Genomic DNA, 18,103 nt, shown 5'->3' with positions numbered 1-18,103 from the left:
AAGCCGGGCCCGAGAAGCGACCGGCTTGATACCTGAGACCGGGATCACCTCCGGTCAGGGGGTGGCGCAAATTCAATGCCATTCGGTTGCCGATATTCGACCGAACCCATACAATCCTTTCTTTTTTGCGGGGACACAGTGTGAGTCAAAGCCTTGTCGAAATAAGGGACCTTTGCTTCAGTCATGGTGATCGCACTCTTTACGAGGGCATCAGCATGCAAATTCCGCGCGGAAAGATCACCGCCATCATGGGCCCCAGCGGTATTGGCAAGACCACCCTGCTGCGTCTTATCGGCGGTCAGATCAAGCCAGACAGCGGCGAAGTGCTGTTCGACGGCGAGTCGATACCGTCCCTGGGCCGCAGCCGGCTTTATGAAGTGCGCCGGCGCATGGGCATGCTGTTTCAGAGCGGCGCCCTGTTTACCGGCCTGTCGGTGTTCGACAACGTCGCTTTTCCCCTGCGTGAGCACAGCGGCCTGCCGGAAGCCATTATTCACACCCTGGTGATGATGAAGCTGGAGGCGGTGGGCCTGCGCGGCGCGGCGCAACTGTTTCCATCGGAGCTGTCCGGCGGCATGGCCCGGCGGGCGGCCCTGGCCCGCAGCATCGCCCTGGATCCGGAGCTGATCATGTACGATGAGCCCTTTGCCGGCCAGGATCCCATCAGCATGGGGGTGCTGGTGCGGCTGATTGCCGAGCTCAACCGGGCCCAGCAGCTTACCTCCATCGTGGTCACCCACGACGTCGACGAGGTAATGACCATCGCCGATTACGCCTATATCATCGCCAATAAAAAGGTGATCGCCGCGGGTACCCCCGGGGAGCTGAAGGCCCATCAGGATCCCCAGGTGATTCAGTTTTTGCGGGGCGAGGCGGACGGCCCGGTGCCGTTCCATTACCCGGCACCGGACTACAGGGAGTCACTGGCCTATGTTGATTGACGTGATTGGCCGTCTCGGCCGCCAGGGCGTATCCGGTCTCACTGCCCTGGGCCGGGCCGGTTTTATGCTGGCCCACGCCCTGCTGGGGCGTCCGCAGCCCAAAAAGCACTTTCCGCTGCTGGTACAGCAATTGCATGTGGTGGGCGTTCAGTCGGTGCTGATTATTCTGGTCTCGGGCATGTTTATCGGCATGGTGCTGGCCCTGCAGGGCTATAACGTGCTGGTGGACTTTGGCGCCGAGGGCAGTTTGGGGCCGCTGGTGTCGCTGTCGCTGCTGCGGGAGCTGGGCCCGGTGGTCACCGCCCTGCTGTTTGCCGGCCGGGCCGGCTCGGCCCTGACCGCCGAGCTGGGCCTGATGAAGGCCACCGAGCAGCTGTCCAGCCTGGAAATGATGGGGGTGGATCCGCTGCGCCGGGTGGTGGCCCCCCGCTTCTGGGCCGGTTTTATCAGCATGCCGCTGCTGGCCTTTCTGTTTAACATGATCGGCATCTGGGGCGCCAAGCTGGTGGGAGTAGACTGGCTGGGAGTCGATGAAGGCGGCTTCTGGTCGGCCATGCAGGCGGCGGTGGATCTGCAGGAAGACATCATGCAGGGCTTTGTCAAAAGCCTGGTGTTCGCTCTGGTGGTGACCTGGATTGCCCTGTTCAACGGGTTTGATGCCAAACCCACGGCGGCGGGCATCAGTCAGGCGACCACCCGTACCGTGGTTCATTCTTCTCTGGCGGTACTGGGGCTCGACTTCGTGCTCACCGCCATCATGTTCGGGTAAGCGATAATGAAATACAGCAAACTGGAATTCAGCGTCGGCTGCTTTATGCTGGCCGGCATCGGCGCCTTGTTGCTGCTGGCGTTCAAGGTGGCCGGCGTGAGTGTGAACGGTCAGGGCGAAACCTATACCCTCTATGCCCGGTTCGACAATATCGGCGGCCTCAAGGTGCGTTCTCCCATCAAGGTGGGGGGCGTAGTGGTGGGCCGGGTGGCCAACATCACCCTGGACAGCGACACTCAGGTGCCGGTGGTCACTCTGGCGGTGAACAAGGACGCGGGTGAATTTGCCGAAAGCAGTACCGCCGCCATTTTGACGTCCGGCCTGCTGGGCGAGCAGTATCTGGGCATTACCCCGGGCTTTGCCGACGAAGACATGGGCATCGGCATGCTGGCCGACGGCGACACCATCGCCGACACTCAGTCCGCCCTGGTGCTGGAAGAGCTGATCGGCAAGTTTATTTATTCCATCGGTAAAGACTGAACCGGCCCATTTTCCCCGAGGAGGAATCATGAAAAAACAACTGATGTCCTGGCTGCTGGTACTGACCGGCCTGTTTTCACTGCCGGCCCTGGCCGGTACCGATCCCTATGTGCTGGTGGATCAGGTGGCCCAGCGCACCTTTGACCGGCTTGAGCAGGAGCAGGGCGAGATCTCGTCCAATCCCGCGCACCTGCGCACCATAGTGCGGGAAGAAATGCTGCCGGCGGTGGACGTGCGCTTTTCCGCCTTTCGCGTGATTGGCAGCCAGCTCAACAAGACCACCGCCGAGCAGCGCGAGCGCTTTGTGAGTGCCTTCAGTGACTACCTGGTGGTGACCTATGCCGATGCTCTGGCCGCCTACAAGCAGCAGACCGTGAACATCGGCAAGGGCACCGTGGGCCCGGACGACAAGCTGGCCACGGTGCCGGTGACGGTGCTGGAGCCGAACAAGCCTGAAATCAAGCTGGAATTCAAGCTGCGCAAGAACGGCCGCACCGGCGAATGGAAGGTGTTTGACATGATTGCCGAAGGCATCAGCCTGCTCTCCGCCAAGCAGTCGGAGCTGAGCGGCCTGATCCGCCAGAAGGGCATTGATGTGGTCAGCGGCCAGCTGCGCGAGCTGACCAGCAAGCCGGTGGCCCCGCTGGAAACCGCCCAATGAAACTGACCCGTCCGCTGACCCGGGAGCAATTGCCCGCCTGGTGGGCGGAGCGTGATACCCTGTTTGCCGAGACCCGTGCCGATCTGAGCGCGGTTGAGCGCATCGATTCGGTGGGTCTGGCGCTGCTGGTGCAGTGGAGCCAGGCCCTGGCGGCCCGTGACCAGCGCCTGGCGCTGTGTTCGCCCCCCGACAGTTTTTATCCTCTTGCCGATTTGTATGGAGTCAGCTCACTGTTTGAGCTGCCCGAAACCGATTCCCGGAGCCAACATGGATCTGAATAACGAAGTAGAGCGCCGACTGCGCGACGCCCTGGAGCTGGACGAGCTGTATGTGAAAAGCGAAGGTGATCACTTTCAGGTGATCGCCGTGTCCGAGATCTTCGCCGACATGAGCCGGGTCAAGCGTCAGCAGGCCATTAACGGCCCGCTGATGGATCTGATTGCCCAGAACGCCATTCACGCCCTGAGCGTCAAGACCTTTACTCCCGAGCAGTGGGCCCGGGAGCGCAAATTTATCATGCCGTCCTGACAGGAGCGCGAATGGACAAGTTCAGAATTCAGGGTCCCTGCCGGCTGGCCGGTGAGGTGACCATCTCCGGCGCTAAAAACGCCGCTCTGCCCATCCTGTTCGGCACCCTGTTGTGTGACGAGGCGGTGCATCTCTCCAACGTGCCCAAACTGAAGGACGTGGACACCACCCTCAAGCTGCTGGCCTCCATGGGCCTGGATGTAAAAGTGAATGGCGGTGTCACCGTGCTCGCCGGCGCCGTCAACAGCCATATCGCCCCCTACGATCTGGTGCGCACCATGCGTGCCTCCATTCTGGCGCTGGGGCCGCTGGTGGCCAAGTTTGGCAAGGCAGATGTGTCCCTGCCCGGCGGCTGCGCCATCGGTGCCCGCCCGGTCAACCTGCACATTCACGGCCTCGAGCAGATGGGCGCGAAAATAAAGGTGGAAGACGGCTATATCAAGGCCCGGGTCGACGGCCGCCTTCAGGGTGCCCATATTCTGATGGACATGGTCAGCGTCACCGGCACCGAAAACCTGATGATGGCGGCGGTGCTGGCGGAAGGCCGTACCATTATCGAAAACGCCGCCCGGGAGCCGGAAGTGGTGGATCTGGCCCATTTCCTTAATGCCCTGGGCGCCAACATTCAGGGCATTGGCCAGGACACCCTGATTATCGACGGCGTCGAGGCCCTGCACGGTGGTGATTACAGCGTGCAGCCGGATCGCATTGAAACCGGCACCTTTCTGGTGGGCGCGGCCGTTACCGGCGGTGATATCATCTGCCGCAACACGGATCCGCACCTGCTGGAAGCGGTACTGGTGAAATTGCGGGAAGCGGGGGCACTGGTGGAAACCGGTGAGGACTGGATTCGCCTGGACATGACCGGCCGCACCCTCAAGCCGGTGGACATCAAGACCGCGCCGTACCCGGCCTTTCCCACCGATATGCAGGCTCAGTTCACCGTGCTCAATGCGGTGGCCAAGGGCGTGGGTCAGGTGACCGAGACCATCTTTGAGAACCGCTTTATGCACGTGCCCGAGCTGAACCGCATGGGCGCTCATATCGAGCTTAACGGCAACATGGCCATCTGCGGCGACACCGAGCAACTGACCGGCGCCACCGTGATGGCGACCGATCTGCGTGCCTCTGCCAGTCTGGTGCTGGCCGGTTTTGTGGCCGAAGGCACCACTATTGTGGATCGCATCTACCACATTGACCGCGGCTACGAAGTGATTGAAGCCAAGCTCGAAGCCCTGGGTGGCCAGATTGAGCGTATCAAGGGCAACTAAGTTCTGAGCGAGTGTCGCCCGGGTGGGCTGCGTTAACAGTTAAACGGGAAGACATTGAATGTCTTCCCGTTTTTATTGGCAACGTTACATGCTTACGGCCTTATTTATCGAAGGCGCTGAAAGCGGCGGTCTTCCTCTATCTGTACCGGCAGGGTAAGAATTTTGCCCGCGCGCAGCAGGGTGACGCGAATTTCCGTGCCCGGCCGGGTTTCCGCCACCATGTCCATGGCCTGGCGGGTATTGATGATCTCCTCGCCATTGATGGCCAGCAGCACGTCGCCGCTGGTAATGCCGGCCTTGTCGGCGGGCGCGTCCGGGCTGACGTTGTCCACGTAAATACCGGCCCGCTCTTCCAGATTCAGCAGCCGGGCCATCACCGGTGGAATGTCGGCGCCGCCAATGCCCAGGTAGCCGCGAATGACCCGGCCGTTGGTGATCAGATCCTGCATGATGCGGGTGGCCAGGGCATAGGGAATGGCAAAGCTGATGCCGTAGCTTTCCTGATGGGCCACGCTCTGAAAGGAAGCGGTGTTGATGCCCACCAGCTCGCCATACACATTGACCAGGGCACCACCGGAGTTGCCGGCATTGATGGCGGCGTCGGTCTGCAGCAGATCCTGGCGGCCGTTGCTGTCCGGGCCCATGCTCGACAGGCCGCTGCGGCCGGTGGCGCTGATAATGCCCTGAGTGATGGTCTGGCCCACGTTGTAGGGGTTGCCGATGGCCAGCACGATATCCCCTACCTGAGGAGCGAGATCCTCGCTCTGGGGAATGGCGGGCAGCCGGTCGGCGTCGATCTTCAGCACCGCCAGATCCGTGGGGACATCAAAGCCGATGACCTTGCCGGCAATGATGCGGCCATCCTGCAGCGCGACTATCACCTGATCGGCCTCGGCAATCACATGGTAGTTGGTCAGCACATAGCCGCGGGATGACATGATCACCCCCGAGCCCAGACCGGTGGCACTCAGCTCCGGGCTGGTGCCGCCGTGCTGAAAGCTGCGGGTGTAGATATTGACCACGGCAGGACCGGCCCGGGCGGCGGCATAGGCAAAACTGGTGATGCCGGCCTGGGGGTTGCGCCACCAGTGCTCAATGGACTGGGTGCGCAACTGGGGAAACAGTAACAACAGCAGCACGGCCATCAGCACGCCGTAGAGCACGCCCTGAAGACTGTATTTGAAAAGGGAAGCTGGCCGCATGGCAAAGGGTGGTGGCTGTTGAATCCACCAAGCATAACATAAAGGCGTGGGTAAGGGAGTCCACCGGCGGCAGACTCCCTTTGGTGTCAGGGGGTTATCTCAGCACCAGATAAATGGAGGAATTGCCGCGCTGAATGTTCAGGGCCAGCACTTCCGGCTTGGCCTCGATGATTCTGCGCAATTCTCCCAGCTCCTTCACCCGCTGGCGGTTCACGCCGATGATCAGATCGCCTTCTTCCAGACCGGCCAGGGCGGCGGGAGAGCGGGGCGTCACCTCGGTGACCTTGACGCCGCGTACGCCGTCGCCGTGCTCGCTGTTGGTCAGGGACGCGCCTTCCAGCGCCTGATGCAGGGTGTTGGCAGCGACCTTTTGCTCACTGGCGTGATCCAGGGTCACCTCCAGGGTTTTTTCCTTGCCATCCCGGAACAGCCCCAGTTCCACGGTGCGATCGGCGCCCATGGTGGCTACCTTGGCGCGCAGCTCGCCAAAAGAGCGAATGGGTTTGCCGTCCAGGCTGATGATGATGTCCCCGGCCTTGAGCCCGGCTTCGGCGGCGGCGGAGTCTTCCAGTACCTGGCTGACAAAGGCGCCGTGCTGGCTGCGATAGCCAAAGGTGCGGGCCAGCTCGGAGGTGAGCTCGCCGCCCATCACACCCAGCACGCCCCGGCGCACTTCGCCGTATTCCAGGATCTGATCCGCCAGGTTTTTCACCATGTTGGCGGGAATAGCAAAGCCGATGCCGATGTTACCGCCGCCCGGGCCCAGAATGGCGGTATTGATGCCCACCAGGTTGCCCTCGAGATCGAGCAGGGCGCCGCCGGAGTTACCGGAGTTGATGGCGGCGTCGGTCTGAATAAAGTTTTCCAGGTTCTCCACGTTCAGGCCGGTGCGCCCCAGCGCGCTGATCACGCCGGTGGTCACGGTCTGGCCCAGGCCGAAGGGGTTGCCGATGGCAATGGCGAAATCGCCCACCCTGAGTTTGTCGGAGTCGGCAAAGCCGATCTCCACCAGGTTTTTGGCGTCCACCTTGAGCAGGGCAATGTCGGACTCCTTGTCGGACCCGATCAGCTCGGCTTCGTATTCCTGGCCATCGATCAGGGTGATCAAAATTTTATCGGCGTCTTCAATCACGTGATTGTTGGTGATCACATAGCCCTTGTCGGCATCGATGATCACCCCGGAGCCCAGGGCCTGAAAGGGACGCTCGCGCACCTGCTCGCCGGGCATGTTGGGGCCAAAGAAAAAGCGGAACGGCTCGGGCAGCACCTGGCGGCTGACCTTGCTGCCGGACACCGAAATATTGACCACGCCGGGGCTGACCTTTTCCACCACCGGCGCCAGGCTGTTGATCTCGGTACCGGCGCCAAAGGGCAGGGCGGCCTGGGCGGCGGGCAGAATGGCGAGGCCCATGCTCAGGGCCAGGGCGGACAACAGGGGAAGTCGAGCTTTCATGCATATGCTCCTAACGGTTCAAACGATAAATACCGGAAATTGTTTGTTCAGACTCGCCGTCGTGAGCGGAGTTCCATACCGGCGTGCCAAATGGTGCTGTTTTCATTAATTGTGGTTTTTGTGTGGAAGATCAAGCCTCTGCCCCCCATTGCTTGCCGATTTCCACAGCCCCTCGCTACACTGGCGCCCTTCGTGTTCATTCAGTGACAGCCATGACTCCCAGCAGTAAATACCAGGCGGATCTGACCCGTTCCGACTTTGTGCGCGACCCGGCCCAGGCCGAGGCGGTGGCCCATTTGCAGCGCCTGTTCGATGAGCTTACGGCTCGGCCCGCAGCAGTCCCCAAGCCCAGTCTGTGGCAGCGGCTGAGGGGGCGCCAGGAGACACAGTCACCTGCCATTCGCGGCCTCTATTTCTGGGGCGGTGTGGGCCGGGGCAAAACCTACCTGATGGATACCTTTTACGACTGTCTGCCCTTTGAGCGCAAGCTGCGGGTGCACTTTCACCGCTTTATGGTACGGGTGCACGACGAGCTGCAAAGCCTGAAAGGGCAGGCGGATCCGCTGAAAACCGTGGCCGAGCGGCTGGCCCGGGATGCCCGGGTGATCTGCTTTGACGAGTTTTTCGTCTCCGACATCACCGATGCCATGATCCTCGGCACCCTGTTTGAATACCTGTTCGGCCACGGCGTGATCCTGGTGGCCACCTCCAATATTCCCCCGGACGAACTCTACCGCAACGGCCTGCAGCGGGCCCGCTTTCTGCCGGCCATCGCGCTTATCAAGGCCAACTGCGAGGTGATCAACGTCGACTCGGGCACCGATTACCGGTTGCGCACCCTGCAGCAGGCGGAAATCTATCATTCCCCCCTCGACGCCAGTGCCAGCGCCAACCTGGAGCAGTATTTCGCCCGTCTGAGCAACGAGCCGGGACGCTGGGGCGCCGACATCGAGGTCAACCACCGCCGCCTGACCACCATCGCCGAGGGCGACGGCGTGCTCTACATCGGCTTTGAGGAACTGTGCTGCACCGCCCGCTCCCAGCTCGACTACATTGAGCTGGCCCGCTGCTACCACAGCGTGCTGCTGGCGGATGTGCAGCCCATGGGGCTCGACAGTGACGATGCCGCCCGGCGCTTTATCGCCATGGTGGACGAGTTCTACGAACGTCACGTCAAGCTCATTATCTCGGCGGCAGTGCCCATGGAGCAGTTATACGGAGAAGGACGGCTCGATTTCGAGTTTCGGCGCTGTTTATCGCGGCTGACCGAAATGCAATCCCATGAATATCTTGCCAGAGAGCACCTTCCTTAGTCACAATATGCGCCCCCGATCCGAGGCATGGTCGGGGGAAGGGCGGGCGAGCCGGCCGGTTTCAACGGGCATTGAAATTAGCAGGTGATTTTTAAGGCTACTTTACCTATAATCGCCCGGCCCACGTTACACAGCTGCCGATAAGGTGGCATCACAGTAAGCAGACAGCTACTCGAAGGGGTAGGGGGTCTGGTCGTGTTTTGCGCATTTGCGCAAGTGTAGGATTCATTTTCAGTAATTTGGGTTCATCCATGAAAACTTTTGTTGCTAAGCCAGAAACCGTCAAGCGTGACTGGTATGTTGTTGATGCAGAGGGCAAAACTCTGGGTCGTCTGGCCACCGAGATCGCCCGCCGCCTGCGCGGTAAGCACAAGCCGGAATTCACTCCTCACGTTGACTGCGGTGATTACATCATCGTGATCAATGCCGAGAAAGTAAAAGTTACCGGTAATAAAGCGTCTGACAAGATTTACTACTCTCACTCCGGCTTCCCGGGTGGCATCAAGTCCATCAGCTTCGAAAAGCTGATCGACCGTAAGCCCGAGATGGTAATCGAGTCTGCCGTACGCGGCATGCTGCCCCGCGGCCCCCTGGGTCGTGCCATGTACCGCAAGATGAAAGTCTATGCGGGCAGCCAGCACAACCATGCTGCGCAACAACCTCAAGTACTTGACATCTAAGGCGGGATTAGGCAAATGGCAGAAACTCAATACTACGGTACCGGCCGTCGCAAAAGCTCCACTGCGCGCGTATTCGTAAAGGCGGGCAGCGGTAACATCGTTATCAACCAGCGTTCACTGGATCAGTACTTCGGTCGTGAAACCGCCCGCATGGTGGTTCGTCAGCCGCTGGAACTGACTGAACTGAGCGAAAAGCTGGACCTGTTCATCACCGTTGCTGGTGGTGGTATCTCCGGTCAGGCTGGCGCCATCCGTCACGGCATTACCCGTGCCCTGATGCAGTATGACGAGACCCTGCGCGGTGCCCTGCGCAAGGCCGGCTTCGTGACCCGTGACGCCCGTCGCGTTGAGCGTAAGAAAGTTGGTCTGCACAAGGCGCGTAAGCGTCCCCAGTTCTCCAAGCGTTAATTGGGACAGCAGTCTTGTATATCAAAAAGCCCGGTTTACCCGGGCTTTTTTATTGTTGAAAGGCGGTTCTTTCGAATCAATGACTTGTTGCTTATATATTGATTTGAAACAAATTGTGGCGTCATATATGAGAGCTCCGGCACTCTGGCCGTCCTTGTAAAAGACCGCGCTTTTCATTAGAATTTCCGGGTTTTTTGTGGCAATTGAAACCATGATATCCGCCGCGGTTGCCACATCGCAGGTTCAATGCATGGAACGAAAAATAAATGCGCGGAGACCAAATGGGAGAGTTTTTGGATGAGCAATGCGCCAGTTGATACCGGTCGCCGCAGATTTCTGACCTGGTCAACCACAGTTGTGGGTGGGGTCGGAGCTGCGTTTGCCGCTGTGCCCTTCATAGCATCGTGGAACCCCAGTGCCAAGGCGAAAGCCGCCGGTGCGCCGGTAGAAGTCGACATCAGCAAAATGGAGCCCGGTCAGTTGATTCGGGTAGAGTGGCGTGGCAAGCCGGTATGGGTCGTGCGTCGCAGCCAGGACATCCTGGACGGGCTGCCCAAGCATGACAACCAGCTGCGGGATCCTGCCTCCGAGCAGCCGCAACAGCCGGGTTATGCCCAGAATGCTTACCGTTCCATCAAGCCCGAGGTATTCGTGGCCGTGGGTCTGTGTACTCACCTGGGCTGTTCGCCCACCTACCTGCCCGACAGCTTCGGTGAGCAGGTACAGGGTGTGAGCGCCGGCTTCTTCTGCCCCTGTCACGGTTCCAAGTTTGACATGGCCGGCCGCGTGTTCCAGGGGGTTCCGGCTCCGCTGAACCTGGTCATTCCCCCTTATTACTATGTCAACGACGCCACCATTCTGGTGGGCGAAGACAAGGAAGGAGCCTAACATCATGCTGGGTAAACTCGTAAGCTGGATCGACGAGCGCATTCCGATGACGGCGACCTACAACAAGCACGTAGGTCAGTATCCCGCGCCCAAAAACTTCAACTTCTGGTACTTCTTTGGCTCTCTGGCCATGCTGGTACTGGTAAACCAGATCCTCACCGGTATCTGGCTGACCATGAACTACAACCCGTCCGGTGAAGGCGCCTTTGCCTCCATCGAATACATCATGCGGGACGTGGAATACGGCTGGCTGCTGCGTTACATGCACAGTACCGGTGCGTCTGCCTTCTTTGTGGTGGTCTACCTGCACATGTTCCGGGGCCTGATCTACGGCTCTTACCAGAAGCCGCGTGAGCTGCTGTGGCTGTTTGGCATGCTGATCTTCCTGGTACTGATGGCAGAAGCTTTCATGGGTTACCTGCTGCCCTGGGGACAGATGTCCTACTGGGGTGCCCAGGTTATCATCTCGCTGTTCGGGGCCATTCCGGTCATCGGCGACGATTTGACCCTGTGGATTCGGGGTGATTATGTAATCTCCGGCGCCACCCTGAACCGCTTCTTTGCGCTGCACGTGATTGCCCTGCCGCTGGTGCTGGTGATCCTGGTGTTCCTGCACATCGTGGCCCTGCACGAAGTGGGTTCCAACAACCCCGACGGAATCGACATCAAGAAGAACAAGGACGAAAACGGCTGGCCGAAAGACGCCATTCCCTTCCACCCCTACTACACAGTGAAAGACATTGTTGGTGTGGCGGGCTTCCTGTTCTTCTTCAGCTTTGTGATCTTCTTTATGCCCGAAGGCGGCGGCTACTTCCTGGAAGCGCCGAACTTTGAAGCGGCCAACGGCCTGAAGACCCCCGAGCACATTGCCCCGGTATGGTACTTCACTCCCTTCTACGCCATTCTGCGGGCGGTACCCGACAAGCTGATGGGTGTTATCCTGATGGGCCTGTCCATTGCCGTGCTGTTTGTGCTGCCCTGGCTGGATCGCTGCAAGGTGCGCTCCTTCCGCTACCGCAGCAAGCTGCACCTGCTGAACATCGTTCAGTTCGTGATCTGCTTTATCATTCTGGGTATTCTGGGCGCGCTGCCGTCTACTCCGACCCTGACGCTGCTGGCTCAGGTATGTTCCTTCGGCTATTTTGCCTTCTTCGTGCTGTTGTTCTTCTACAGCAAAAACGAAAAAACCAAGCCGCTGCCAGAGAGGGTAACGTTCAAATGAAAAGGATAGTTGTTGCATTGTTTGCGCTGTTGCCGGCCCTGACCTTTGCCGCCGGCGGCAATGTTCACCTGGACGAGGCGGACTACGATCTGACCGACAAGGCGTCACTGCAAAACGGCGCCAAGTTGTTCATGAACTACTGTTCCGGCTGCCACAGCACCCAATATCAGCGTTATAACCGCGTTGCTCAGGATCTGGACATTCCGGAAGATGTGATGCAGGCCAACCTCAACTTCACCGGTGTGCCCATCGGTGAGCTGATGGAAAACGCCATTCCTGAAAGCGACGCCGCCAACTGGTTTGGCGCCGCGCCGCCGGATCTGACCCTGGTGGCCCGGGTACGTGGTGCCGACTGGCTGTACACTTACCTGCGTTCCTTCTACAAGGACGACAGCCGTCCGTTTGGCGTGAACAACCTGGTGTTCCCGTCCGTGGGCATGCCTCACGTGCTGGAGCCGCTGCAGGGCAGTGCGCGTCTGGAAACCGAAACCCATACCGTTGACGGTGTGGAAGTGGTGACGCCGGTGGGCATTAAGGCCGACGGCAACGGCGAGCTGACTACGGCCGAATACGACCAGGCGGTACTCGATATCGTCAACTTCCTGGTGTACTCCGGTGAGCCGGTCAAGCTGGAGCGCCAGCGTCTTGGCTACTGGGTACTGGGCTTCCTGGCGATTTTCTTCGTCATTGCCTACCTGCTGAAGAAAGAGTACTGGCGGGACGTACACTGAATCGACGTCGTCTAAGCTGAACAGGTGAACGGCAATGGGGGTATACTGCTTCCATTGCCGTTCCCATTTTTGATTTCTGGAGGATTCAATGGCAGTTGCGGCCAACAAACGTTCCATCATGACGCTGTTTTCGGGGGCTGATGACATCTACAGCCACCAGGTGCGCATTGTGCTGGCGGAAAAGGGTGTCAGTGTGGAGATCAGCCAGGTCGAGCCTGACAGCCTGCCCGAGGACATGCTGGAGCTGAACCCCTACGGTACCGTGCCCACCCTGGTCGACCGTGAGCTGGTGCTTTACGAGTCTCGCATCATCATGGAATACCTGGACGAGCGCTTTCCTCACCCGCCGCTGATGCCGGTCTATCCGGTGGCCCGGGGCAACAGCCGGCTGATGATGCACCGCATCGATCAGGACTGGTATTCACTGGTGGCGCGCATTCAGCGCGGTGACAAGGCCGATGAGGCCCGCAAGGAGCTGCGTGAGGCGCTGCTGGCCATTGCGCCTGTGTTTGTCGAGTACCCCTTCTTCATGAGCGAAGAGTTCAGTCTGGTCGACTGCTACATGGGCCCGCTGCTGTGGCGGCTGCCGTCTCTGGGCATCGAGCTGTCCGGTCGTGGCTCCAAGGAGCTCAAGGCCTATATGGTACGCCTGTTTGAGCGCGACTCCTTCCAGGCCTCGCTCACCGAAGTCGAGCGCGACATGGGTGGCAAGGTTTGACCATGGATGAGATGACCCCCAGTCGTCCCTATGTACTGCGGGCCTTTTATGACTGGCTGCTGGACAACGATCTGACTCCGCACCTGCTGGTGAACGCCGAAGTGCCTCACACCGAGGTGCCGCACCAGTACGTGAACGACGGCCAGATCGTGCTCAATATCTCGCCCGGCGCCGTGGTCGGCCTGCACATGGACAACGAGGCGGTCAGCTTTAATGCCCGCTTTGGTGGTCAGCCGCTGCAGGTGTACATTCCCATGGCGGCGGTGGTGGCCATTCAGGCCCGTGAAAACGGTGCCGGTACTTTCTTTCCGCCTGAGCCGGCCTATGAGCAATGGCTCGAAGCGGCCAGTGACGAAGACGAGCCGGCGGCGCCGCCCGAGATGGAGCCGGCCCGCCCCGAGCCCAAAAAGGGCAGGCCCAACCTCAAGGTCATCAAGTAACAAAAAACGCAGCCAGCCGGCTGCGTTTTTTTATGTCGTCTTACGTTTACGTCTTACCCTTCAGGGCGCATCCTGGACGAATTCAAAGGCGGTCACTACCCGGGTGACGCCGGCCACATTGCGGGTCAGTTGCACGGCAATGTCGGCTTCCTTGCGGGTCACCAGGCCAATCAGGAACACCTCGGTGTTTTCGGTCACCACCTTGAGCTTGGTGCCGTCCATGTTTTTTTCCGTCAGCAGGGTGCTCTTGACCTTGGAGGTCAGCCAGCTGTCCTTGCTTTGCTGAGCCAGGGTCAGGGGCTGGCCAACGCGGACTTCGTTGAACACCTCTTTCACGCCGGGCACCTCGCGCACGATGGCTTCGGCCCGGGTGCGGTAGTCCTCGCTGGGGGTCTGGCCGATCAGCAGCGCCTTGCCATTGGTGGTGATCACCGCAAAGCGGCTGTCATTCCACATCGGCTTTTCTTCGCCGAGGCGGTGCAGGGCACGCATTTCAATGGTCTGGTCGCTGATCTGGGTGCCGATGGTGCGTCTGTCGGTGATCATGTTGGCGCCGGTGGCGCCGCCGGCGGCGACCAGGCCGGCACAGCCCTGTAACAAGGCGAGAGAGGTCAGTATCACGACCAGTGGTTTGTTCATGTAATCAGTCCTCCTGGGGAAACAGGGTGCGGTCAATCAGATCGCACAGGCAATGCAGGGTGAGCAGGTTCACCTCGTGAATGCGCGGGGCGCGCAACGCCGGCACCCGGATTTCCACGTCGTTGGGGCCAAGCAGACCGGCCAGCTCGCCGCCATCGCCGCCACTCAGCGCCACTATGGTCATGTCCCGGCTCAGGGCCGCCTCGGCGGCCTTGATCAGGTTGCGGCTGTGACCGCTGGTGGAGATCACCACCAGCACGTCGCCGGCCTGGCCCAGAGCCCGGATCTGGCGGGCATAGGCGTCATCGAAGTGGTGATCCGCGGCAATGGCGCTGATGCTGCTGGTGTCCAGGGTCAGGCAGACCGCCGGCAGGGCCGGGCGCTCGGTTTCGTAGCGGTTGATCAGCTCACTCACAAACAGCTGGGCCAGGGCATTGGAGCCACCGTTGCCACACACCAGCAGCTTGTTGCCGTTCAGCAGGCACATCACCATCATCTGGGCCGCGGCCAGAATGTCGTCGGGCAGGGCCTCGGCGGCGGCGATTTTGGTCTGAATGCTCTCGGTAAAGCTGGCTTTGATTTCTTCCTGCATGGGGCTCCTTAAAAGGCGTTTTGTATCCAGTTGAGCTGGTCACCGTCGCAGGCGACCAGGTCGAAACGGCAGGGCTGGTGTGCTTCGTTCAGCCCCTTCATGTGCAGATAGCTGAGGGCGGTGCGGCGCAGACGCTGCTGTTTGGCGGCGGTCACCGACACCGCGGCGCCGCCAAAGCGCCGGCTGTGACGATAGCGTACCTCCACAAACACCAGGGTCTGGCCCTGGCGCATGATCAGATCGATTTCACCCAGTTTGCACTGGTAGTTGCGGGCCACCGGCTGCAACCCCCGCGAGCGCAGGTAGTCTTCGGCACGGCGTTCATAAACGGCGCCGTGGGCGCGCTTATTGTTGCCCGATTTGTTGTCCGATGGAAAGCCAGTCGCCATTTACGTACTCCCTCCATTGCAGGCGGCGCTGTACCACGCCTTCGGGCGTGACCGTCAGCTCGCCGGTCAGTCCCGGCACGGCAGGGGCCCCCTGACGCAGGGCCGGCAGCTGGCTGATCATGGCCCGGGCGTCGTAGCCCAGGGCAAACAGCCGCAGCCAGCCGGTATTGGCGTCGGGCCACAGGCTCAGTACTTCTTCCTTCAGCTGGGGGGAGCCCTCAAACATCCAGGGCATGTCGGCCAGCCGCAGTCCGGCCAGTTCGCCCATGGGGGCCTCGCCGGCGGGAATATAGCTGCGGGAGATCACGTAGGTGGGCAGGCGCTCGGCCCGGCTGTCCCGCACAAAGTCGAAGTAGGGCAGAATAAAGCGGGTTTCGGCGGCATTGGTGACCATGAATACCGCATCGGCCGGGCGGGCCTCGGGCACCAGGCCGGGCTCACCGTTCACCGGCAATACCTGGCCGGCGGCAGCGGGGCGGCTGTTCAAGGCGCGGCGCACGTCCTGCTCAATGCCGGCCTGATCGCTGAAATAGGCGAGAATGGCCGGGCGACCGCTATGGGCCTGCCACTGCCGGTCGAACTCGGCCGCTACCCGGCGGCCCAGCTCGTTGGCCGGGGCAAACACCAGTGGTTGCTGGTGGCCGTCGTCCCACATGCGGCGGGCGGCATCGGCGGCTTCCCCTTCGGGAGACAGAGAGAAATAATAAAAGGCGGCCAGCTCCGGCTGGTAGGCGGGCTGGTTCAGCGCCAGCACCGGCATGGCCGGATCCTGCTTGAGCAGGGCGTCGACCTTGTCCTTGAGCAGCGGGCCCAGAATAAAGTCGGCCCCGGACTGCACCGCTTGTTGATAGAGGCTGGCCATGTCGGCGCCCTGCGTATCAAAAAAGCTCACCCGGGCTGACTGGCCCTGACCGGCACCGAGAATGCCGTTGCGAATGGCGTCGCCCTGCTCGGCCAGACGGCCGGACAGGGGCAGCATCACGGCGATATGGGACGGGGCAAATGCCTGTTGTTGGGCCGTGGCCTGGGTATCGGGCAGGTAGGCCCGACCGGCATGATCCGGGTAGCTGCGGCTCCAGGACTGCAGTTGCCAGTTACGTTGAGCGGCGGGCTGCTCCGCGGTGTTGAGAATGGCCATCAGCCGGAACCAGCCATTGGCCTCGGGGCTGTTGTTCTCACTCTGGGCCCGGCGCAGCTCGGCGGCGGGCACCCGGGCCAACAGCCGGTAAATCCGTTCGCGGTTGTTGTTCTGCGCCGGGCCGGCCAGCAGGCCGTGGCGGGCAATCAAGGCCTGGGCTGCTTGCAAGGGTTGTTGCTGCTGCTCGTAAATGTTGGCTTCCAGCAACCACAGGTAGGCCCGGGCCGAGGGCGCCAGGCGTTGAGCATCAATGGCCCGCAGTCGTTGCAGGCTTGGCCCCGGTTGCAGCTCGGTCAACAGCACGGCGGCATCGAGCAGGACGAGCACCGGCTGTTGCGACAGGGAAGCACCGGGGCGCAGACTGTTGAGCCGGTCCCTGGCCTCGGCGACGTTGCCCTGTTGCAGCAGGGCGCGCACCGACAGCACCTGCCAGGCAAAGGCGTCGTTACCGCCGGCGACCCCGGCCTGGGCCGAGTACTGCTCGGCGGGCCGGTCGAGCGGGCTGAACATGTCCGGTGCCGGCTCGGGCACCACGGCGGGCTGCAGCAGGCCGCTGCCGCAGGCCATGAGTGCAGATGAAAGCACCAGGGTACACAGCAGTCGTGTTACACTGGTCCATTGAATTTGAGTTGCCAATCCCTTATTTCCCATGCTGAGTCATTCTGGTCCTAAGTGTAATCGGGCCGGGACGGTGAAACAATTGCTTGCACAGGAGTCATCATGAGCCAGGCTGCCGCCCTTTATATCGTGCCCACCCCCATCGGAAACCTGGGTGACATCAGCCAGCGCGCGCTGGACACCCTGAGCGAAGTGGATGTGATCGCCTGTGAGGACACCCGCCATACCGGCAAGCTGCTGTCTCATTACCAGATTGGCACGCCCACCTGGGCGCTGCACGACCATAACGAGCAGCACAAGGCCGAGCAACTGGTGAGCCGCCTGCTGGACGGCAAAAGCATCGCCCTGGTCTCGGATGCGGGCACGCCGCTGATCAGCGACCCCGGTTACCATCTGGTCAACCGCTGTCGTGAGGCCGGCGTGCAGGTGGTGGCGCTGCCGGGGCCCTGCGCCGCCGTCACCGCGTTGTCGGCAGCCGGCCTGCCCACGGATCGCTTTGTGTTCGAAGGCTTTCTGCCGGCCAAGGACAAGGCCCGCCACGACAAGCTGGAAAACCTGAAGGACGAGCCCAGAACCATGGTGTTTTACGAGTCACCCCGCCGTCTGCTCGACACGGTGGCGACACTGGTTGACGTGATGGGACCCAGCCGCCGGCTGGTGGTGGCCCGGGAGCTGACCAAGGCCTTTGAGACCATTCACGGCCTGCCGGCGGGGGAGATGCTCGCGTGGCTGAAAGAAGACGCCAACCGTTGCCGGGGCGAAATCGTGCTGATGGTGGCCGGGCACAAGGCGGACGCCGATGCCCTGCCGGTGCCGGCGCTGAAAACCCTGGCGTTGCTCAGCGCCGATCTGGGATTGAAAAAGGCCTCGGCCCTGACCGCGGAGATCCATGGCCTGAAAAAGAACGCCCTGTACAAATACGGGCTGGAAGCGGGTTTATAAGCTTTTAACGGCCAGGATGCTCAAGGAGGGCAAAGGGCACAACTCCAACGACCCTCTGCGCCATGGAGGGCGCAGCGGAG

22 protein-coding genes are annotated in these 18,103 nt (G+C 61.0%); 16 read left to right on the top strand and 6 right to left on the bottom strand.

What is annotated here, in order from left to right:
* The first annotated feature begins 140 nt into the window (after positions 1-140).
* The 7 genes from mlaF to murA are packed head-to-tail and all read left to right on the top strand — an operon-like array spanning position 141 to position 4,650.
* Complete coding sequence (gene mlaF, locus Q9290_RS12755; protein ID WP_306080028.1) at positions 141-941, top strand: phospholipid ABC transporter ATP-binding protein MlaF; 801 nt, start codon at positions 141-143, stop codon at positions 939-941.
* Positions 931-1,710, top strand: coding sequence for a lipid asymmetry maintenance ABC transporter permease subunit MlaE (mlaE, locus tag Q9290_RS12750; RefSeq protein ID WP_306080027.1), 780 nt, complete (start codon positions 931-933; stop codon positions 1,708-1,710). The genes mlaF and mlaE overlap by 11 nt, the downstream gene beginning before the upstream one ends.
* A gap of 6 nt (positions 1,711-1,716) precedes the next feature.
* Complete coding sequence (gene mlaD / locus Q9290_RS12745; protein ID WP_306080026.1) at positions 1,717-2,190, top strand: outer membrane lipid asymmetry maintenance protein MlaD; 474 nt, start codon at positions 1,717-1,719, stop codon at positions 2,188-2,190.
* A 25-nt stretch (positions 2,191-2,215) separates the two neighbouring features.
* Complete coding sequence (locus tag Q9290_RS12740) at positions 2,216-2,851, top strand: ABC transporter substrate-binding protein (protein WP_371930927.1); 636 nt, start codon at positions 2,216-2,218, stop codon at positions 2,849-2,851.
* Positions 2,848-3,132 (top strand): STAS domain-containing protein, encoded by a 285-nt coding sequence (locus Q9290_RS12735; RefSeq protein ID WP_306080024.1) that lies wholly within the window; start codon positions 2,848-2,850, stop codon positions 3,130-3,132. Before Q9290_RS12740 ends, Q9290_RS12735 begins: the two co-directional genes overlap by 4 nt.
* A complete protein-coding gene (locus Q9290_RS12730; RefSeq protein WP_306080023.1) occupies positions 3,119-3,379 on the top strand; it encodes a BolA family protein in 261 nt (86 codons plus the stop codon). The genes Q9290_RS12735 and Q9290_RS12730 overlap by 14 nt, the downstream gene beginning before the upstream one ends.
* Positions 3,380-3,390: 11 nt before the next feature.
* Positions 3,391-4,650: a UDP-N-acetylglucosamine 1-carboxyvinyltransferase gene (gene murA, locus Q9290_RS12725; protein ID WP_306080021.1), complete on the top strand. Its 1,260-nt coding sequence runs from the start codon at positions 3,391-3,393 to the stop codon at positions 4,648-4,650.
* A gap of 104 nt (positions 4,651-4,754) precedes the next feature.
* On the opposite strand, the gene degS is transcribed toward murA, so the two are convergent.
* Both degS and Q9290_RS12715 read right to left on the bottom strand, forming a co-directional pair.
* Positions 4,755-5,852 carry an outer membrane-stress sensor serine endopeptidase DegS gene (gene degS / locus Q9290_RS12720; protein ID WP_306080020.1) on the bottom strand — a complete coding sequence of 366 codons (1,098 nt, stop codon included), beginning with the start codon at positions 5,850-5,852 and terminating at the stop codon, positions 4,755-4,757.
* Between the two features lie 94 nt (positions 5,853-5,946).
* Positions 5,947-7,305, bottom strand: a complete 1,359-nt coding sequence (locus Q9290_RS12715; protein WP_306080019.1) for a Do family serine endopeptidase — start codon at positions 7,303-7,305, stop codon at positions 5,947-5,949.
* A 212-nt stretch (positions 7,306-7,517) separates the two neighbouring features.
* Here Q9290_RS12715 and zapE point away from each other — a divergent pair, with 212 nt between their 5' ends.
* From zapE to Q9290_RS12675, 8 genes are all read left to right on the top strand, one after another.
* Positions 7,518-8,618 carry a cell division protein ZapE gene (gene zapE / locus Q9290_RS12710; protein WP_306080018.1) on the top strand — a complete coding sequence of 367 codons (1,101 nt, stop codon included), beginning with the start codon at positions 7,518-7,520 and terminating at the stop codon, positions 8,616-8,618.
* 251 nt (positions 8,619-8,869) lie between these two features.
* Positions 8,870-9,298 (top strand): 50S ribosomal protein L13, encoded by a 429-nt coding sequence (rplM, locus tag Q9290_RS12705; protein ID WP_306080017.1) that lies wholly within the window; start codon positions 8,870-8,872, stop codon positions 9,296-9,298.
* Between the two features lie 15 nt (positions 9,299-9,313).
* Positions 9,314-9,706, top strand: coding sequence for a 30S ribosomal protein S9 (gene rpsI / locus Q9290_RS12700; RefSeq protein ID WP_306080016.1), 393 nt, complete (start codon positions 9,314-9,316; stop codon positions 9,704-9,706).
* Between the two features lie 297 nt (positions 9,707-10,003).
* Entirely contained in the window at positions 10,004-10,594 is a 591-nt protein-coding gene (gene petA / locus Q9290_RS12695) for a ubiquinol-cytochrome c reductase iron-sulfur subunit (RefSeq protein ID WP_306080015.1), read from the top strand.
* Between the two features lie 4 nt (positions 10,595-10,598).
* Positions 10,599-11,816: a cytochrome b gene (locus Q9290_RS12690; protein WP_306080014.1), complete on the top strand. Its 1,218-nt coding sequence runs from the start codon at positions 10,599-10,601 to the stop codon at positions 11,814-11,816.
* Positions 11,813-12,547, top strand: a complete 735-nt coding sequence (locus tag Q9290_RS12685; protein ID WP_306080013.1) for a cytochrome c1 — start codon at positions 11,813-11,815, stop codon at positions 12,545-12,547. The genes Q9290_RS12690 and Q9290_RS12685 overlap by 4 nt, the downstream gene beginning before the upstream one ends.
* An 88-nt stretch (positions 12,548-12,635) precedes the next feature.
* Positions 12,636-13,265 carry a stringent starvation protein SspA gene (gene sspA / locus Q9290_RS12680; RefSeq protein WP_306080012.1) on the top strand — a complete coding sequence of 210 codons (630 nt, stop codon included), beginning with the start codon at positions 12,636-12,638 and terminating at the stop codon, positions 13,263-13,265.
* A gap of 11 nt (positions 13,266-13,276) precedes the next feature.
* On the top strand, positions 13,277-13,705 hold the full coding sequence (locus Q9290_RS12675) for a ClpXP protease specificity-enhancing factor (RefSeq protein WP_371930926.1): 429 nt from the start codon (positions 13,277-13,279) through the stop codon (positions 13,703-13,705).
* Positions 13,706-13,765: 60 nt separating this feature from the next.
* Here the strand turns inward: Q9290_RS12675 and dolP are convergent, their stop codons facing one another.
* Genes dolP through Q9290_RS12655 form a run of 4 tightly spaced genes read right to left on the bottom strand, consistent with a single transcriptional unit; the run spans position 13,766 to position 17,099 of the window.
* Entirely contained in the window at positions 13,766-14,344 is a 579-nt protein-coding gene (gene dolP / locus Q9290_RS12670; protein WP_306080010.1) for a division/outer membrane stress-associated lipid-binding lipoprotein, read from the bottom strand.
* Between the two features lie 4 nt (positions 14,345-14,348).
* Positions 14,349-14,936 (bottom strand): D-sedoheptulose-7-phosphate isomerase, encoded by a 588-nt coding sequence (locus Q9290_RS12665; RefSeq protein ID WP_306080009.1) that lies wholly within the window; start codon positions 14,934-14,936, stop codon positions 14,349-14,351.
* An 8-nt stretch (positions 14,937-14,944) separates the two neighbouring features.
* Entirely contained in the window at positions 14,945-15,325 is a 381-nt protein-coding gene (locus Q9290_RS12660) for a YraN family protein (RefSeq protein ID WP_306080008.1), read from the bottom strand.
* A complete protein-coding gene (locus tag Q9290_RS12655; RefSeq protein WP_306080007.1) occupies positions 15,282-17,099 on the bottom strand; it encodes a penicillin-binding protein activator in 1,818 nt (605 codons plus the stop codon). Before Q9290_RS12655 ends, Q9290_RS12660 begins: the two co-directional genes overlap by 44 nt.
* Positions 17,100-17,183: 84 nt before the next feature.
* Here Q9290_RS12655 and rsmI point away from each other — a divergent pair, with 84 nt between their 5' ends.
* Positions 17,184-18,023 carry a 16S rRNA (cytidine(1402)-2'-O)-methyltransferase gene (gene rsmI / locus Q9290_RS12650; RefSeq protein ID WP_306080006.1) on the top strand — a complete coding sequence of 280 codons (840 nt, stop codon included), beginning with the start codon at positions 17,184-17,186 and terminating at the stop codon, positions 18,021-18,023.
* The last annotated feature ends 80 nt before the right edge of the window (positions 18,024-18,103 follow it).

Origin of the sequence: Oceanimonas aquatica (genome assembly GCF_030732065.1) — a bacterium.
Classification (GTDB): Bacteria; Pseudomonadota; Gammaproteobacteria; order Enterobacterales; family Aeromonadaceae; genus Oceanimonas.
The sequence above is the reverse complement of the archived record's forward strand: the minus strand, read 5'-3'. Positions and strand labels throughout refer to the sequence as shown.